Here is a 15,406-nt window from a genome sequence, read left to right as displayed (position 1 = left end):
GCGTGGTGGGAACTACCGGCGTTTCGGGGGCCGGCTGCCCAGCGATGTGCAGGGCGTAGTTTGCGACGGGTTTCCCGTCGACCAGGATCTCTTTCGAGCTGGTGTCTACGTGCACCTTTTTGGCGCTCCATACGGTCGCGGCGTATGCCTCGATCTGCCGGCGCAATTCGACCTGATTCGCATAGTGGACGGTCGCGGTCCGCTTGAGCGGGCGGGAGTTCTTCGGCTGGATGAATACTTCGGCGCTGGTCTTGGCGCTCATGCTCGGCCACCCTTCCGGCCTGCAGCGGCAACGATCGCGGGCGACGGTGCCCGGTTGACGACGGCGAAGCTGTCGAGGGCAGTGTCTACCTCGCGGCGTGTAATCGGCGGCGTCGCGGCCTGCAGCTCGATCGCCTGCAGTTCGGCCTTAGTCGCTTCGCGCATAGAGTCGACGGCGTCGCGGCGGGTGCGGATCTTCTCGAGTGACCTCTCGACGTCGGCGCGCAGGTTCTCGAATGCGAGATCCATATCGCGGACGGTTTCCGCCAGGTGAGACAGGCCGGCCTCGGTGTGCCCTGTGACATCCAGCGAGCGCAGGGAGCGGATCCCGGTAACGACGTCGTCGGCCCGCTTCCGCAGCGTTTCGGCGAGCGCGACGCGGCGAGCAGCTTCTATGGTCTGCAGGTCAGTCGGGCCGCCCTGCCCGTTGATGGTCCGGCCTGCCAGGTGTGCGCGGTCTTGGGCACCAAAGTAGGCGCGTCGCGGGAGGTCCAAAACGTTAGGGGTTTCGGATGACCTGGATTCGTGCGAGTCGTTCATTGGTACACTCACTTTCGTCTAGATGCAGGCGCGCCAAAGGCGGCCGGCTTCGTGGATGGAAGTAGGCGATCCAGTGGTTTTCTTGGCGGAATGGCACTGGATCGCCTTTTGCTGCCCTGAGGTTCTTTGCCCGTCAGGAAAGAGGGGGTCCTGCGCGGCGACCGTTGGGGGAGCAATCGCCGCGCAGGAACTTTATTGGGCGCTCAGAGTGAAAGCTGCGAGCGCTGGCGCTTAGGTGAGCCATCGCTGAGGGCTTCAATGTCCGAAGGCTTGAAGAGGTACGCGCCCCGGAGCCCTGGTAGCTTTTGCGCGGGCTTTAGGTCGCCCTTTTCCACCAAGCGGATGATGCTTCGCCAGCTCCTGCCGGAAGCCTCAGACGCCTGTGCCGTTGTGATTAGGCCTGCTTCAGTAGTTGACATATGTCAAAGGTACCTCAGAGTTGGCATATGTCAATTGTTTGCACCTATCACGCTCTGACGTGGGGCAATACTTTTGAGTTCCGTGTCATTTGGCTACTAGACAAAGCTTTGTCTGTGACATAGCTTTGACACATGACCATCGAAACCTTGCACAGTCGGGTACCGGAATTTCAGTTGAAAGACCGGCTACGCCTAGCGCGAGAGCTTAAGAACCTCGAACAGGCAGACATTGCCGTAGAGCTCGGCGTCAGCCGAGCGACCGTTTCGAACTACGAGCGCGGCGTCACCGTCCCGGGCAAGCTTGTTATCAACGCCTGGGCAGTCATTTGTGATGTCGATGTTGATTGGCTCAAGACAGGAAAAGCCCCCACCGGAGACGGCGGAGGCGGAGGGGTGGAACACCCCGTGGAAATTCGCAGAGGGAAGCGCCCACCTTTGGATTAGAAGGCCGCTGCTCTATCCCCTGAGCTACTGGGGCGCACTGGCGCCATCACCGACGTGGGTCGCTGGCGCCACAAAGAGTTTACAGTGCTGCGGGCCGGACGCTTGCCATCCCCGCGCCATTTGTCTCTGCTCCTCCACACCAGCCTTTAGCCGGGGTTTATTCACATAGCCGGATGTGACACTCCCTTCCCCGTCTCCGCTGGATGAAGCTGAAGGAGCCGGACAGGCACTTCCCTACATCGAGAAGGACCACAATGAATGACATGATCACCGTCCGGGGCTTCGTGGCCTCGGAGGTCAAGAGTTCCACAACTACGCGGGGTACGGCCACAGCTTCGTTCCGTCTGGGGACCACGGAGCGCCGCTATGACCGCGCCACCAACACTTGGGTGGATGGCAACACCAACTGGTATACGGTGCAGTCGTTCCGCTACCTTGCCGGGCACGTGGGATGCAGCGTGAAAAAGGGGCAGCGCGTCTTGGTCGCCGGAAAGCTCAGGTTGCGGCAGTGGGAGCATGAAGGGCGCGTTTATCACGTAGCGGAAATCGATGCCGAATCCGTGGGCCATGACCTCATGTGGGGCTCCGCCAACTTCACCCGCATGAACGCCGCCTCGGCTCCTGCAGACGCTGTGTCCGGAGATGCGGCTCCGTCCCATGAGGCGCCAGGCAATCCTGGTGGCAGCAGCGAATGGGAGGCCGACGACGAGGAGCAAGCTCCCCCGGAAGACGAGTCTGCAGCATCCGGGGTGGATGATCCTGAAGGCAATGGCCCGTTGATGGTGAACACAACAACGGGCGAACTGGTGGGTGCCGGCGCTTGAACTCTGAGCCAGGGTCCCCGGGCTCGCAGGACCAGCCCTGCGTGTGAGGCCTATTGTGGGTCCATGGCACAGTACGATGCAGCCTCCAAGCTTGATACCGCTCCTGCTTCCTGGGCAGCTGTTGAGGAACTGTTCGGAACCAAGGGCGAGCCATCACGGTGTTGGTGCCGGTGGTTCGCCCTTTCCGGCAAGGAGTGGACCACCACAACACCGGATGATCGCAAGGAACTGCTGAAGTCAGCCTTCCATACAGGTCCTGCGCCGGGCGTCCTGGCGTTCAGGGATGGCCATCCAGTTGGCTGGTGCGCTGTCGAACCCCGGGCAAGTTACCCACGGCTGAAGCGATCTCGCGTCCTCGGGACAGAACGTCAGGGGTGCCAAGACGACAACGGCCTTTGGGCGGTTGGTTGTTTCGTCGTCGCCCCGAGCCATCGGCGTACAGGGGTGTCATCCGCCCTGCTGGCCGCAGCCGTAAACCACGCCTTCAACCACGGCGCGGAAGTGATCGAGGCCTACCCCGTCGATACAGAATTGAGGACCAGGGCGACGGCATCGGATCTCTATCACGGCACCCTTTCCCTTTTCGTTGCTGCCGGATTCAGGCCGGTGTCCGAGTCCGTTCCAGGCCGGCCAGTAGTGCAGCTCAAGAAGGGTCACACTCCCGGCTAGGGAAACGTCAGAACCATAGGACCTTCTGCCGTGATCGCAACGGTGTGCTCGCTGTGGGCAGCCCTGCGCCCGTTCGCCGAACGAAGGGTCCACTCGTCCTCATCGTGGTAGTAGTCGTCTTTGCCGCCAAGAATCAACATGGGTTCTATGGCGATGACCAAACCCTCTTCGAGTTTCATACCCCGCCCTGGCCGTCCGATATTGGGGACAGGTGGTTCTGCGTGCATGGTCCGGCCGATGCCGTGCCCGCCATGATCGGCCAGCAAACCGTAGCCAGCACGTTTGGCCTCAACACCAATGGCGTAGGCGAGGTCACCCATTTTGTTGCCCGTACGAGCGGCCTCGATGCCCCGGGCCAGCGCGGCTTCTGTCGCGGCGATGAGTTCCAGGTCCAACGCATCGCCCTCCCCCACAACGAAGCTGATGGCCGCGTCGCCGCACCAGCCTTCCAGGAAGGCGCCACAGTCAACGCTGAGTAGATCGCCGTTTTCAAGGACGTACCCGTTCGGGATTCCGTGCACCACGGCGTCGTTGACGCTGGTACAAATCACACCGGGAAACGGCACAGCCGCCCAACGCGGGTGATAGTCGAGGAAGGCGGGCTTTGCACCGGCGTCGGAAATTACTGCCGCTGCGACGTCGTCCAGCTCTTTCAGCGAAACGCCGACAGCGGCGTGTTCCTTAACAGCTTCCAGTGCGTTGGCCACCACCCGGCCGGCCTCCCGCATGAGTGCAATTTGAGCCGGGGATTTCAGCATTGACATCAGGGGTCCTCCATTGGACGTGCGTTCAGGGGCGGCATTTAACTGGCGCAAAGAAATGCCGCCACTCTGCCCACTCTACGACGGCCAATCAACGCGTGGGAGGGCGTTTCGTCGGCTCCGGTGTCCCAGCAGCCAAGCAGCGGCCCTAAAGTTGTGGCATGCCCCAGGATCTCGTGCAGTCAATCCGTTCCACGCTCCGCTCGGCGGGTGACGCTGAAAGGGCCATGGGCGCCCAGGCCTACATGAAGTCGGAGATGCCTTCACACGGTGTCCGGGTTCCGGAGGTGCGCAGAATCGTCAAGGCCGCAGCAAAAGAGTTCCCGGTTTCATCGCCTGAGGAGCTGCGGCGCGCCGTCCTTCAGTTGTGGCGCGAGGCAGATGCGCGGGAGGAGCGATACGCAGCCATCGACCTGACGGGCTTGCGCTTGGTCAAGGAAGATCTGGACATGCTGCCGGTTTACGAGGAAATAATCCGCACCGGCGCGTGGTGGGACCTGGTTGACGGTGTCTCCCACCGGATCTGTGCGCTGCTGCTTGCGCACAGGACCATCATGACCACCCTGCTGCTTCAGTGGGCCGAGGACAACGACATGTGGGTCCGGAGGGCAGCCATCACTGCCCAGCTCGGGGCAAAGTCCATGACCGACCCCAGTTTGCTGGCCGCCGTCATCAAACCCAACCTGCCCGACAAGGAATTCTTCATCCGCAAGGCCATCGGTTGGGCGCTGCGCGAATACAGCAAAACAGACCCTGAATGGGTCCGTTCTTATGCTGCCGACAATGCAAGTGCACTTAGCCCGTTGTCCACCCGTGAAGCGACGCGATTGTTGTCGTCGCGCTGACTCTGCTCAGATGATCGGGCGCAAGCCGGGTTCGTCACGCTTGCGGAACAAGCTCTTGGTTTTCGGATCCACGAAGATCAGGTAGACGGCAAAGAGTAGGGCGATGATCGCGGCCGCGTTCCGCGCCAGCGTCAGCGCGAGACCCAGGTCTTCACTCTGAAGGTATGGGAAAACATCCAGTTGGTCCGAGATCGCGTAGACCATGAAGAATGAGACAACGAAGTAGACGGCCTTAACTTGCCAGTCATTGCGGATACCCGTCACCGCAAAGAGCGGTATCAGCCACACCACGTACCAGGACTGGATCATCGGCGCCAGCAGGACAATGGCCGCAAATGCCAGCGTGAGGCGGCGCATCAGGCGGTCGTAATCCCCACGGAAGACCTGCCAGGCGATGGCACCCACCATGAGGACCTTACCGGCGTCGTAAACCCACTTGGCCATGCCCCATCCGTCCAGACCAAAGACGTTGAAAATCGAGGCCACAACCAGCCCGATCAGACCGATGGGTGCATACCAGATCCACACACTTCCGGGAGCTGACAGGCCATTGATCCAACCGAACCCGAAGCCATTGACCATGCTCATGGCATACAGCAGTCCAAAACTCAGCCCGGCTGTCAGGAACCAGAAGACGAACTTCCGGGGCCAGGAAGCTCCCTTGCCTGCCCACAAGAGTCCGATGAACGGAAGGAAAACGATGGTGATGGGCTTGACGGAGATGGACAGGGTCACCAATACAATCCCCAAGATCACACGGCGCGTTGCACAGTAGTACAAGCCTGCGAGGGCCAGTCCGATCATGAGTGCGTCATTGTGGACGCTGGCAATGAAGTTGGTCAGGAAGAGCGGGTTTGCAGCTGTCAGCCACAGCGCCCTGTGCGGATTGACTCCGTGAAGCTCCGCCAACTTCGGTACATAGATGATGCAGAGAACAATGCCCACGAGGGCCACCAGCCGGAAGAGCATGATGCTTGCTTCTGGTTGAACGTTTGTGACCCAGACGACGAACTGCTCAATCCACAGGAACAGCTGACCGTAGGGCACCGGCGCTTCGGTCCACATCTTGTCTGCGCCCAGTTGGAAGTAGTTGGGAAGTGCTGAGATCCCGTTCTCATAGGGATTGATGCCTTCGACCATCAATCGGCCCTGACCGATGTAGGCGTAAACGTCCCTGCTGAAGAGGGGAACCGTGAACATCATGGGCAGCCCCCAAGCCACCACCGCCTGAAGCGTTGCCTTGCGTGCTTCCAGTCCCCACACCCGGACACGCTGGCCTAGACGGAGCCAGGCCCGGACGAGCAGCATGCCTCCTACGGCCAGCAGGACAATCGACACTGCCACGCCAACGCCTTCGGTACGCATCCAGATAAAGAGGGGCAGCCGCCGAAGTTCGGAGACCGGGGCGAGCCAGCCAACGCCCAAAGAGCCGAACATCATGAACATTGATCCGATAAAACCGGCGATCAATGGCGAACGTGCGTTATCTACCTCGCTGGCTGCAGCATCCGCCGTCGGCGCTGCTGTCCCTGCCTTCTGGGCGGCGGGTACTGGCACCGTCATGTGGTCGTCATCCAATCGTTCGCCCGGGTGTGTTCGGGACAAATTCAGCGTCTTTGGGGCTTTCCGCAGCAGGAAGAAACGACACTGCCGCGCTCAAAAATCGTACCATCGGAGTACTTGGAAGCGCCTGAAGGATAGGCTGGGCGCGTGCCTATTACTAATGAACGCATCGTGTGGATCGACTGCGAAATGACCGGCTTGGACCTCAAGAACGACGCCCTCATCGAGGTTGCGGCGCTGGTGACGGATTCCGAGCTCAACATCCTGGGTGACGGCGTCGACGTCGTCATCAAGCCGGACGATGCCGCACTGGAACAAATGAACGATTTTGTGCGGGACATGCATACGCGCTCCAAGCTCCTTGACGAACTGCCCCATGGGAAGACCATGGCAGAGGCGGAAGCCCAGGTCCTTGAGTACATCGAGAAGTGGGTGCCGGATCCCCGCAAGGCTCCTCTTGGTGGCAATTCAGTGGGAACGGACCGGATGTTCCTTGCCAGGGACATGCCGAACATCGTCGAGCACCTCCACTACCGCGTGATAGACGTCAGCACCATCAAAGAACTCTCACGCCGCTGGTTCCCGCGCGCCTACTTCCAGTCACCGGCCAAGCACGGCGGCCACCGCGCCCTGGGCGACATCAAGGACTCGATCGACGAGCTTCGCTACTACCGGGAAGCTGTCTTCGTAGCCGCCCCCGGGCCGGACACCGCAACAGCACAGCGCATTTCCAAGGACATCATTGCCACCGCCGAGACCTTGGGATCCAACGAAAAGGTGTGATCTGCACCATTTTTCAAGGTTTTTTCGCCAAAACCGGCAAAAGTGGACTTTGCACCCCAAAACAGCAGGTAAGCTATTTGTCGTTGCCTTGAAGGAAAGCCGGTCAAACGGTTCAGCCCCAAAAGGCACATGGTGGGCTTAGCTCAGTTGGCAGAGCGCCTGGTTGTGGTCCAGGAGGTCGCGGGTTCAACCCCCGTAGCTCACCCCACCGAGATTGGCTTCAGAGCCGGTTTCCACAAAGGCCGTACCGGTTATCCGGTGCGGCCTTTGCTTTTAACCCGAATGCGGACCAGCACCGCTCCGGACTTCAGCGATCGACAAAGGAAGAACTGACATGACCGTCCTGCCAGTCACCATTTGGGGCGAACCTGTTTTGCACCGTCGGGCAAGCGAAGTCGAGGCTTTCGACGACGAACTCCGCACCCTGATCGCGGATATGTTCGAGACCAACGATGCGGCGAATGGGGTTGGGCTTGCCGCCCCCCAGATCGGTGTGGGTAAGCGACTCTTCGTCTACAAGTACGCCAATGATGACGACGTCCCGGAGCAGGGTGTCGTGGTCAACCCGGTTCTGACTCTCTCCAAAGTCTCAGGAGCACTCCCGGACCCGGACGAGCACGTGGAAGGGTGTCTTTCCTTCCCGGGTGAGTACTACCCCCTGCAGCGGGCTGAATGGACCCGGGTTCAAGGCTTCGATGGCAATGGCAACCCAGTGGACTTTGAAGCGACTGGTTGGTTCGCCAGGATCCTGCAACATGAGTTCGACCACCTGGACGGCAAGCTTTACGTCAACCGGCTCGTGGACAGGTATTCAAAGAAGGCGCTCAAGCAAGCCAAGAAAAATGGTTGGGGCGTGCCAGGCCTGACCTGGATGCCCGGCGTCGACCCCGATCCTTTCGGACACTGAGCATGGCAGCCAGCACGCATACCGAACTTTTCGAGCTCTTGGACATCACTGGCGCCGACGCGGAAGAATGCGCCCGCCTGCTGGCTACGCCGCCCGATGAATCCGTGCTGCGGTCCATGGCAGCCCTGGAGCAACGCCTCGGAACCTTTCCCCTGGACAGCATCAGGGAAGACAACGCCAGCGAGACCGTATGGATCGAAGCACTGCTCCGCTTCGCCCCAGCCGTTCACACCCACCATCTGCACCTTGGAATCAGTCCGGAGGTATCCGCGGCGTCCTTGGCCGACATGGGCCTGCAGCTCCGGATCAACCGCCGGGTCCACGGACGTTTTGGCCTTGATACCTGGGGTTGGCTGACCCTACACATGGCAGGGAATCTGTTCAGGCTGGGCCGGTTGCAGTTCCATCTGGTCCGCAGCCCGGAGGAAACCAGTCAAGCCGGTACCCCAGCGGAGGACCAGCGCTGGGTACTCGGCGTCCATATTCCCGAAGATGGCGGGCTCTCCCCCGCCTTGGTGGATGCCAGCTTGGCCGAGGCCCGCCTGTTCTTCGCCCGCTATTTCCCGGATAAACAAGCAGCTGTTGCCACGTGTGATTCCTGGATGCTGGATCCCTACCTCGCGGACCGGCTCCCGGAAAGCAATATTGCTTCCTTTGCCCGGCGCTTCACGCTGGATCGCTGCACGGACGCCCCAACAGATGCCGTGTACTTCACGTTCCGGCAACGCGGGCTACAGGACTTGGACAGGCTCCCCCGGGACACCTCACTCCAGCGTGTGGTCCTGGAAAGGATCGACGACGGCGGCACCTGGCAGTTGGGGCACGGTCACCTGGCACTGTAGATGGTCTGCTGATCGGGGCAGGAGGAAAGGACACCCTTCATGGCGTCTTTCTCTGCCTGTGTCACCCACAGCTTGTAGGCAGTCTTCACCGAGATCTGCCGGGCGACGTAGTGGCAGCGGAAGTTCTTATTTGCCGGCAGCCACGTCGCGGCGTCTCCTGCGCCCTTCTTGACGTTCGCGGGACCGTCAGCGGCAATCAAGTTCAAGGGATCGTTCGCGAACATCTGCCGCTGCTGCAGAGTAAGCTGCTGCGCGCCTTTCTGCCACGCGTCCGCCAAGGCAACAACGTGATCGATTTGAACGGCTGAACTGGTGTCCTGGCCCCTCCGGAAGGACACCTGCGCTCCGGTGTATGGCTCCTGGAGGCTGCCGCCAGCTACCTTGCACGAAGATCCCTCCGTGAACTCGACGGCCTTGAGATCCCGACGCAGGATATCGTTTCTGGTATCGCACCCGTTTCTGTCGGCATCGGCCCATGCCTGCCCGAAAGCAGCCCTGTCGTAGTCCGTTTTCGCAGCCCTGCGCTTAACCTGCAGCCGCTCCAAGGCATCGGCCGCTTTTTCGGCAGCCACTGGGGCAGCGCCGCGGATGGGCTTCATCCAGGCAGGGTCGTAGACAGGGGCTTCGCTTGGCCCCGCGACCCACGGATCTGCCGCAGTGAATTGGCCTGTGGTGAAAACCCACGAAAGCCCGGCCACGAGGGTCGCGGCGGCCAGGCCAAGAATTGTCCATGCTTGTCGGGATCTGCGCCGGGCGCGTTTATAGGCAGACCAGGTGATGCTCAAGGGACTCCATCCAGTGGGGGCAGGCTCGTCCTAAGAGCGTAGGACAAGGCCCCGACAGTCAGAGCCGGTATCCACAGTGTGTAGGAGAAGTCACACTGTGGTGAAGGCAAATCTCTGGATTATTGCTCGCGCATCACGCGCTGGAGGTCCTCCGCTGCTACCGCGAGGAGCCCCCGCAGTTGCTCCACCCGTTGGTCAGTGACGTCGCCAGCGGAGTTGGCCGCAACGGCTTGATCCAAGAGCTTTTGAGCTTGCTTATGATTGGCGCGGGCCACGTCCAGCGCGTGTTCCAGCGTGGTCTCGTGTTCAAGCGTTGATTCATTTTCCATGAACCCATTTTGGTCAGGTTTCCCGGCTGATACCAGTGACACAGCCGGGAAACCCGAGAATACTTCCGGGTGCCTAGGCTCCGGCCGTTTCAAGCACTGCGATAGGAGCCACGACGTCCCGGGCCGGGAACGACGGCGGGTTGACGCCGGCCATTTCCTCCATGACGCGGACTACCTGGCAGGAGTAACCGAACTCGTTGTCGTACCAGACGTACAGTACGAGGTTCTTGTCATTGGAGATCGTGGCGAGGCCATCAACAATGCCCGCACGGCGTGAGCCAACGAAGTCGGTGGAAACAACATCGGGAGAATCGATGTAATCGATCTGCTTGCGAAGATCCGAGTGCAAGGACATTTCGCGGAGGAAGTCGTTGACCTCATCCCGGGTAGTGCCCTTTTCAAGGTTGAGGTTCAGGATGGCCATGGAAACATCCGGCGTCGGAACGCGGATGGCGTTGCCGGTCAGCTTGCCCTGCAGTTCCGGGAGCGCCTTGGCTACAGCCTTGGCGGCGCCGGTCTCGGTGATAACCATGTTCAAAGCTGCGGAGCGGCCGCGGCGATCACCCTTGTGGAAGTTGTCGATCAGGTTCTGGTCGTTCGTGAACGAGTGAACCGTTTCCACATGGCCGTGAATGATGCCGAACTTGTCGTTGATGGCCTTCAGCACCGGCGTAATGGCATTGGTGGTGCAGGATGCTGCGGTGACGATCTTGTCCTCATCCGCGATGTCCTTGTGGTTGATGCCGTGAACGATGTTCTTGAGGTCACCCTTGCCCGGCGCGGTGAGCAGGACGCGGGCAACGCCCTTGCTCTGCAGGTGCTGGGAAAGGCCATCGGCGTCGCGCCAGCGGCCTGTGTTGTCCACTACCAGGGCATCCTTGATGCCGTAGGCCGTGTAGTCCACGGTGGCGGGGTTGTCCGAGTAGATGACCTGGACCTGTACGCCGTTGGCGGTGATGGTGTTGGCTTCCTCGTCCACGCGGATGGTGCCTTCGAAGGAACCATGCACGGAGTCGCGGCGCAGCAGGCTGGCACGCTTCACGAGATCGTTCTCAGCGCCCTTGCGCACCACGATGGCGCGGAGTCGCAGGCCGTGGCCGCCGCCGGCCTTCTCAATAAGGATGCGGGCCAGGAGACGGCCGATGCGGCCAAAGCCGTAAAGAACGACGTCGGTGCTGGTGCGGTCGTCAGCGCCGCGCTTTCCCACGATCTCAGCGAGCTCGGCACGCAGGTACTCATCCAGGGAGGCGCCATTGCCTTCGGCCCGGAACTTCTCCGTCAAGCGTGCAATATCAATGGCTGCTGCGCCGAGTTCCAGCTCCGACAGGGCGTTCAGCAGGGGTGCGGTCTCTTCGAGCAGGAGCTCGTGGTTGCTCATCCGGCGGGCAAAGCGGTGCGCCTTGAGGATGTTCATGGTGGACTTGTTGATCAGGCTGCGGCCGTGGATGCTGGTGACCACGTTGTTTTCCCGGTACAACCGGCCGATCACCGGAATCATGGCCTCGGCGAGAGCCTCCCGGCCCATCCACTTATCAAGACAAGAATCTGACGTCTGGCTCACAGAACTACCTTCCTTGGGTCAACCACATACGTCCTCGTATGCAGATGGCAGCGGCCGCCCGGAGTAGTCCTGCGGCACATGCGCCGGCGGGCTTCGGTCCACCCACAGCGCCTTGAACGAGAGCAAAGAAAATCCGCCGGCTGCGAACGCAGTCCCGGCGGCAGAACATCTACGTTCAGTAACCATTCTAAGGCGCAAGGAAGGATCATAGGCCGCCCGGGGGCGTGAAATCACTCACACGCCGGTTTTGCGGCAGTCATAAATGGATGGGTCGACCGATACGCCGGGTTCTGTCATCCCCTTCCGTTGCCGGAAAGGGAGTGGCGGCCATCCATCTACGAACGCCGTTGCCGACGCCCTCCAGCAGCCTACCCGGACACTCGGGCGAGCAGCCCTCAAACGTGTCCTGTCTGGCCTTGCTCCGGGTGGGGTTTACCTAGCCTCCCCGGTCACCCAGGGAGCTGGTGGTCTCTTACACCACCGTTTCACCCTTACCTGCTGCTGTGCGATGAAAAACATCACACAACGCAGGCGGTCTGTTCTCTGTGGCACTGGCCTGCGGGTTACCCCGAGTGGGCGTTACCCACCACCCTGCTCTGCGGAGCCCGGACGTTCCTCGAGCCACTTTCGTGACTCGCGACCGCCTGGTCGACCCATCCGCCGTCCAGTCTACCGGCGTTGGGACCGGCCAAAGTCCCCGGTAATATCGACTGGTGCTGATTCTGCTGCCGCCTTCCGAAGGCAAGACCCCCGCTCCCAAAGGTCCCGCCATCGAATGGGAGTCACTCAGCTTTCCGGAATTGAACCCTTATCGGGCCAAGGTACTGGAAGCTTTGGGTACCGTGAGCGCGCACGAGGACGCACTCGCATTGTTGGGCGTCGGCGCTTCGCTGCGCGACGACGTCGAACGCAATACCCGGCTCCATTCGGAACCTGCAGCGCCGGCACACCAGGTCTATTCGGGGGTTCTCTACGATGCCCTGGGTTACAACACCATGACGACTACCCAGCGCCGTAAGGCGACCGAGTCGATCCTTGTGGTTTCCGCCCTCTGGGGCGCCATCGGCTTCGGTGACCATGTACCCGCCTACCGGCTGTCCATGGGAACCGCCCTGCCCGACGTCGGACGCCTCGCCTCTTATTGGAAGCCGCAACTTAACGCCGCCCTCGCCTCACGCGCCGAGGGTCAACTCCTGGTGGATTGCCGCTCCAGCACTTACGCCGCTGCATGGGCTCCCCCCACGGCGCAGACCATAAACGTCAATGTCTTTAACGAAGCAAACGGCAAGCGGACTGTTGTGAGCCACTTCGCCAAGCACACGCGTGGCGAGCTGGCGCGGCACCTCCTGACGAGGCGCGGCAAGGCGCCGGCAACTCCGGATCAGCTCCTGAAGGCCACCGGCGAAGTCTGGACTGCGGAGCTCGTTGAGGGCACGGCCCGGAAGCCGCACGCCCTCAACATCATCCTGTCCAGCTGACGTAGGGTCCGGTTAGTTCCACTCAGCCGAACGGACCAGGATGACCCCGGAGTCCGGGCAGAAGACGATGTCGTCTTCAGCAGCGGCCTTGACTTCGGCCAGGTCACCGGGGCTGAGCATCATGCCCGACCCCTCGGACTTCCCATGGAACAGCCGGGCGGCACCGACACCACGCTTGGCTATGGTCTTCTCGTAGACGGCGAGCACTCCCCCGTCCAGGGAATCGGCGAACGCTGCCCGCTGTCCTCGAACCACAGTTTCTTCAGCAGCGATTTCAGCAATGGCTTCATCGAGTTCAGCACGGATGCTGCCGAAGGAGCCTTGGATGTCGTCAACGATCGCCTGCTGTGCTGCTTGCCGCTCACGAAGCGTGTCCAGTCGCTCCAGGATTTCGAGCTCAACGTCCTCAAGGTCCGAGCGGCGTTTGTTGAGCGAGGCAATGTCATTCTGCAACGCGACCAGGTCCTTGGACAGACCAGTGCCGCTGTTGAGCCTGGTCTCGTCGCGTTCAATACGGGTGGCAACCTGTTCCACGTCAGCTTCCGCACGGCGCAGTTCGGCCTCGGCATCGTGGACTGCAACCTTGGCCGCTCCCAGCTCACCATTGGCGACGCTGAGGGCATCTGTGAGGTCGGTGATGCGGGGGTCCGTTTCCAAAACCTTCCGACGGCCCGCCAACGACTTCAGCTTGGCATCCAGCCCCTGCAGTTCAAGCAATTTCAATTGTTCTGCCGGTGCTGCTTTCGCCACGCTTACCTCCGCTTGTCGCCGCCGGAACCGGGTATCAGTCACGGCCGGACGGCCTCTATCTGTTGAGGCTGTCCATGTCCTTCTAGACTCTAGTCCCCGCCGGGAGTGAGTATGAAGTCCCAAGGATCACTGTTGGTGCTGCTGACACGGATTTCAACGTCGTAGCCTTGGTCCGCGAGCACGTTGCCCAGTGCTTCGGCAGCGGCAGGCAGCCACAGCCATTCACTGGCAAAGTGCGAAACGTCGATCAGGTAGGGCCGTCCGTTAGCAGCACCTTCGCGGGCTTCAGACGCCGGGTGGTGGCGCATGTCGGCCGTCACGTACACGTCCGCATGGCTGGCCCGGACGGCGTCGAACAAGCTATCTCCCGCACCACCACAGACGGCCACCCGCCGCACCAGTCCGTCTTTGTCTCCGGCCACTCGAACGCCTCCGGCAACCGCGGGCAGCATTTCAAAGACGCGTGCCGCGAAATCACCGAGTGTCTCGAGCTCCGGAAGATCACCGACCCGGCCGATGCCTTCTTCCGGCAATCCGTTGGCCGCACGGGTCAGCGGCTCCACGTTATCCAAGCCGAACGCGTCGGCAAGGACGTCCGACACTCCCCCGACGGCTGAATCGCCATTGGTGTGTACGGTCAGAAGGCCTGTACCAGCCTCGATCAAACGATGGACGGCCAGGCCCTTGGCGGACGTGGCAGCCACGGAATTCACGCCTTTGAGGAGCAAAGGATGGTGGGTAATCAGAAGTTCAGCGCCCCACTCAATGGCTTCGTCAATCACGGCCAACGTGGGATCTACGGCAAAGAGCACTTTAGTGACCGGAACAGTGGGGCGGCCGACAACAAGGCCAACTTCGTCCCAGTCTTCTGCCAGCGACTCCGGCCAGAGTTCCTCGACAGCCAACAACACCTGACCAAGCGTTGGATCACCGCCGGCTTCAACTGTTTCGTCTTCTTCGACGGAATCCGCATCAGAAATGTCAGTGTTTACTGCTTCCATACCCTTATTCTTCCCTACGGCGCTGGATCAGGCTGATTCGGCACATGCCAGTGGCCGTAATTCTCCCGTAAGGTGAAGCGGGAATCATCAAGCCCTCCGATCCATTGAAGAGAACATGAAAACTTTTGTACTTGGCGGCGGCTGCTTCTGGTGCCTGGACGCGGTTTACCAGAAAACCCGTGGCGTCAGCTCCGTGGTCTCCGGCTACACCGGCGGCCACGTCCGCAATCCTGATTACTACGAGGTCTGCTCGGGAACCACAGGTCATGCCGAAGTCGTGGCTGTGACGTTCGACGAAGCCGTTGTTCCGGAGACGGTCATCCTGGACATGTTCTTCGCACTTCACGACCCCACCACTTTGAACCGGCAGGGCTACGACGTCGGCACCCAGTACCGGTCATCGATGTTTTATACAACCACGGAAGAAAAAGTGCTGTTCGAAGAAGCCATCGGACGCGCCCAGGCACTCTGGTCCGATCCGATTGTGACCGAGGTCAGCCGACTTCCGGAGTTCCATGAGGCCGAGGAAGTACACCAGAATTACTATGCCAAGTTCCCCTACCAGGGGTATTGCCAGGTGATTATTAACCCGAAGCTTGCCAAGGCCCGGAAATATTACTCTGCATGGCTTACTGCTTAGCGGG

At 60.9% G+C, this 15,406-nt stretch carries 19 protein-coding genes, 1 tRNA gene and 1 other RNA gene; 10 read left to right on the top strand and 11 right to left on the bottom strand.

Translation table 11 applies throughout. The features are described 5' to 3' along the window. The 3 genes from GVL04_RS22935 to GVL04_RS24960 form a co-directional block, all read right to left on the bottom strand. The coding region (locus GVL04_RS22935) for a hypothetical protein (RefSeq protein WP_159708868.1) at positions 1 to 262 on the bottom strand (262 nt) is incomplete at its 3' end. Then, complete coding sequence (locus tag GVL04_RS22930) at positions 259 to 801, bottom strand: hypothetical protein (RefSeq protein WP_159708866.1); 543 nt, start codon at positions 799 to 801, stop codon at positions 259 to 261. The genes GVL04_RS22935 and GVL04_RS22930, both read right to left, overlap by 4 nt. 203 nt (positions 802 to 1,004) lie before the next feature. Beyond that, on the bottom strand, positions 1,005 to 1,220 hold the full coding sequence (locus GVL04_RS24960; RefSeq protein ID WP_369122339.1) for a helix-turn-helix domain-containing protein: 216 nt from the start codon (positions 1,218 to 1,220) through the stop codon (positions 1,005 to 1,007). A 132-nt stretch (positions 1,221 to 1,352) separates the two neighbouring features. Between GVL04_RS24960 and GVL04_RS22925 the strand changes: the two genes are divergently transcribed. From GVL04_RS22925 to GVL04_RS22915, 3 genes are all read left to right on the top strand, one after another. Further along, entirely contained in the window at positions 1,353 to 1,664 is a 312-nt protein-coding gene (locus tag GVL04_RS22925; RefSeq protein WP_159708864.1) for a helix-turn-helix domain-containing protein, read from the top strand. 254 nt (positions 1,665 to 1,918) lie between these two features. After that, positions 1,919 to 2,488, top strand: a complete 570-nt coding sequence (gene ssb, locus GVL04_RS22920) for a single-stranded DNA-binding protein (RefSeq protein ID WP_159708862.1) — start codon at positions 1,919 to 1,921, stop codon at positions 2,486 to 2,488. A gap of 63 nt (positions 2,489 to 2,551) precedes the next feature. Continuing rightward, complete coding sequence (locus GVL04_RS22915; RefSeq protein WP_159708860.1) at positions 2,552 to 3,157, top strand: GNAT family N-acetyltransferase; 606 nt, start codon at positions 2,552 to 2,554, stop codon at positions 3,155 to 3,157. Here the strand turns inward: GVL04_RS22915 and map are convergent. After that, complete coding sequence (map, locus tag GVL04_RS22910) at positions 3,154 to 3,921, bottom strand: type I methionyl aminopeptidase (protein ID WP_159708858.1); 768 nt, start codon at positions 3,919 to 3,921, stop codon at positions 3,154 to 3,156. The two genes, GVL04_RS22915 and map, sit on opposite strands and share 4 nt — an antisense overlap. Before the next feature lie 158 nt (positions 3,922 to 4,079). Here map and GVL04_RS22905 point away from each other — a divergent pair, with 158 nt between their 5' ends. Beyond that, positions 4,080 to 4,763, top strand: a complete 684-nt coding sequence (locus tag GVL04_RS22905) for a DNA alkylation repair protein (protein ID WP_159708856.1) — start codon at positions 4,080 to 4,082, stop codon at positions 4,761 to 4,763. A 6-nt stretch (positions 4,764 to 4,769) separates the two neighbouring features. Here the strand turns inward: GVL04_RS22905 and mptB are convergent, their stop codons facing one another. Beyond that, complete coding sequence (gene mptB, locus GVL04_RS22900) at positions 4,770 to 6,326, bottom strand: polyprenol phosphomannose-dependent alpha 1,6 mannosyltransferase MptB (protein ID WP_200846939.1); 1,557 nt, start codon at positions 6,324 to 6,326, stop codon at positions 4,770 to 4,772. 147 nt (positions 6,327 to 6,473) lie between these two features. On the opposite strand from mptB, the gene orn reads away from it, so the two are divergent. The 4 genes from orn to GVL04_RS22880 all read left to right on the top strand — a co-directional run bounded on the left by orn (position 6,474) and on the right by GVL04_RS22880 (position 8,858). Beyond that, the gene (orn, locus tag GVL04_RS22895; RefSeq protein ID WP_159708854.1) at positions 6,474 to 7,109 is read left to right on the top strand and encodes an oligoribonuclease; all 636 of its coding nucleotides are present in this window, start codon (positions 6,474 to 6,476) and stop codon (positions 7,107 to 7,109) included. A gap of 132 nt (positions 7,110 to 7,241) precedes the next feature. Further along, positions 7,242 to 7,317 (top strand) — tRNA-His (locus tag GVL04_RS22890). A 126-nt stretch (positions 7,318 to 7,443) separates the two neighbouring features. Further along, entirely contained in the window at positions 7,444 to 8,016 is a 573-nt protein-coding gene (gene def, locus GVL04_RS22885) for a peptide deformylase (RefSeq protein WP_159708852.1), read from the top strand. Between the two features lie 2 nt (positions 8,017 to 8,018). Next, positions 8,019 to 8,858: an acyltransferase domain-containing protein gene (locus GVL04_RS22880; RefSeq protein WP_159708850.1), complete on the top strand. Its 840-nt coding sequence runs from the start codon at positions 8,019 to 8,021 to the stop codon at positions 8,856 to 8,858. Here GVL04_RS22880 and GVL04_RS22875 read toward each other — a convergent pair. From GVL04_RS22875 to rnpB, 4 genes are all read right to left on the bottom strand, one after another. Next, a complete protein-coding gene (locus GVL04_RS22875; protein ID WP_159708848.1) occupies positions 8,843 to 9,643 on the bottom strand; it encodes an HNH endonuclease family protein in 801 nt (266 codons plus the stop codon). The genes GVL04_RS22880 and GVL04_RS22875 overlap by 16 nt on opposite strands. Positions 9,644 to 9,762: 119 nt before the next feature. Continuing rightward, positions 9,763 to 9,972: a hypothetical protein gene (locus tag GVL04_RS22870; protein WP_159708846.1), complete on the bottom strand. Its 210-nt coding sequence runs from the start codon at positions 9,970 to 9,972 to the stop codon at positions 9,763 to 9,765. Positions 9,973 to 10,045: 73 nt separating this feature from the next. Next, positions 10,046 to 11,533: a glyceraldehyde-3-phosphate dehydrogenase gene (locus tag GVL04_RS22865; protein WP_159708844.1), complete on the bottom strand. Its 1,488-nt coding sequence runs from the start codon at positions 11,531 to 11,533 to the stop codon at positions 10,046 to 10,048. A 263-nt stretch (positions 11,534 to 11,796) separates the two neighbouring features. Then, an RNA gene (gene rnpB, locus GVL04_RS22860) (RNase P RNA component class A) lies at positions 11,797 to 12,189 on the bottom strand. Between the two features lie 57 nt (positions 12,190 to 12,246). Between rnpB and GVL04_RS22855 the strand changes: the two genes are divergently transcribed. Continuing rightward, positions 12,247 to 13,011 (top strand): YaaA family protein, encoded by a 765-nt coding sequence (locus GVL04_RS22855; RefSeq protein ID WP_159708842.1) that lies wholly within the window; start codon positions 12,247 to 12,249, stop codon positions 13,009 to 13,011. Positions 13,012 to 13,023: 12 nt separating this feature from the next. Here GVL04_RS22855 and GVL04_RS22850 read toward each other — a convergent pair whose 3' ends face one another. Beyond that, positions 13,024 to 13,761 carry a zinc ribbon domain-containing protein gene (locus GVL04_RS22850; protein ID WP_159708840.1) on the bottom strand — a complete coding sequence of 246 codons (738 nt, stop codon included), beginning with the start codon at positions 13,759 to 13,761 and terminating at the stop codon, positions 13,024 to 13,026. 89 nt (positions 13,762 to 13,850) lie between these two features. Continuing rightward, a complete protein-coding gene (locus GVL04_RS22845) occupies positions 13,851 to 14,762 on the bottom strand; it encodes a Nif3-like dinuclear metal center hexameric protein (RefSeq protein WP_159708838.1) in 912 nt (303 codons plus the stop codon). Positions 14,763 to 14,877: 115 nt separating this feature from the next. Here GVL04_RS22845 and msrA point away from each other — a divergent pair, with 115 nt between their 5' ends. Continuing rightward, positions 14,878 to 15,402 (top strand): peptide-methionine (S)-S-oxide reductase MsrA, encoded by a 525-nt coding sequence (gene msrA / locus GVL04_RS22840; RefSeq protein ID WP_159708836.1) that lies wholly within the window; start codon positions 14,878 to 14,880, stop codon positions 15,400 to 15,402. The last annotated feature ends 4 nt before the right edge of the window (positions 15,403 to 15,406 follow it).

Source organism: Arthrobacter sp. 18067 (genome assembly GCF_902706295.1).
Taxonomy (GTDB): Bacteria; Actinomycetota; Actinomycetes; order Actinomycetales; family Micrococcaceae; genus Arthrobacter.
The sequence above is the reverse complement of the archived record's forward strand: the minus strand, read 5'-3'. Positions and strand labels throughout refer to the sequence as shown.

Excerpts from the sequence above, each read along its gene's own strand:
- ssb (WP_159708862.1), top strand. The coding sequence starts at position 1,919 with ATGAATGACATGATCACCGTCCGGGGCTTCGTGGCCTCGGAGGTCAAG.
- GVL04_RS22870 (WP_159708846.1), bottom strand. The coding sequence starts at position 9,972 with ATGGAAAATGAATCAACGCTTGAACACGAGACCACGCTGGAACACGCG.
- mptB (WP_200846939.1), bottom strand. The coding sequence starts at position 6,326 with ATGACGGTGCCAGTACCCGCCGCCCAGAAGGCAGGGACAGCAGCGCCG.
- GVL04_RS22915 (WP_159708860.1), top strand. The coding sequence starts at position 2,552 with ATGGCACAGTACGATGCAGCCTCCAAGCTTGATACCGCTCCTGCTTCC.
- GVL04_RS22930 (WP_159708866.1), bottom strand. The coding sequence starts at position 801 with ATGAACGACTCGCACGAATCCAGGTCATCCGAAACCCCTAACGTTTTG.
- map (WP_159708858.1), bottom strand. The coding sequence starts at position 3,921 with ATGTCAATGCTGAAATCCCCGGCTCAAATTGCACTCATGCGGGAGGCC.
- GVL04_RS24960 (WP_369122339.1), bottom strand. The coding sequence starts at position 1,220 with ATGTCAACTACTGAAGCAGGCCTAATCACAACGGCACAGGCGTCTGAG.
- GVL04_RS22925 (WP_159708864.1), top strand. The coding sequence starts at position 1,353 with ATGACCATCGAAACCTTGCACAGTCGGGTACCGGAATTTCAGTTGAAA.
- msrA (WP_159708836.1), top strand. The coding sequence starts at position 14,878 with ATGAAAACTTTTGTACTTGGCGGCGGCTGCTTCTGGTGCCTGGACGCG.
- GVL04_RS22880 (WP_159708850.1), top strand. The coding sequence starts at position 8,019 with ATGGCAGCCAGCACGCATACCGAACTTTTCGAGCTCTTGGACATCACT.
- GVL04_RS22905 (WP_159708856.1), top strand. The coding sequence starts at position 4,080 with ATGCCCCAGGATCTCGTGCAGTCAATCCGTTCCACGCTCCGCTCGGCG.
- def (WP_159708852.1), top strand. The coding sequence starts at position 7,444 with ATGACCGTCCTGCCAGTCACCATTTGGGGCGAACCTGTTTTGCACCGT.
- GVL04_RS22845 (WP_159708838.1), bottom strand. The coding sequence starts at position 14,762 with ATGGAAGCAGTAAACACTGACATTTCTGATGCGGATTCCGTCGAAGAA.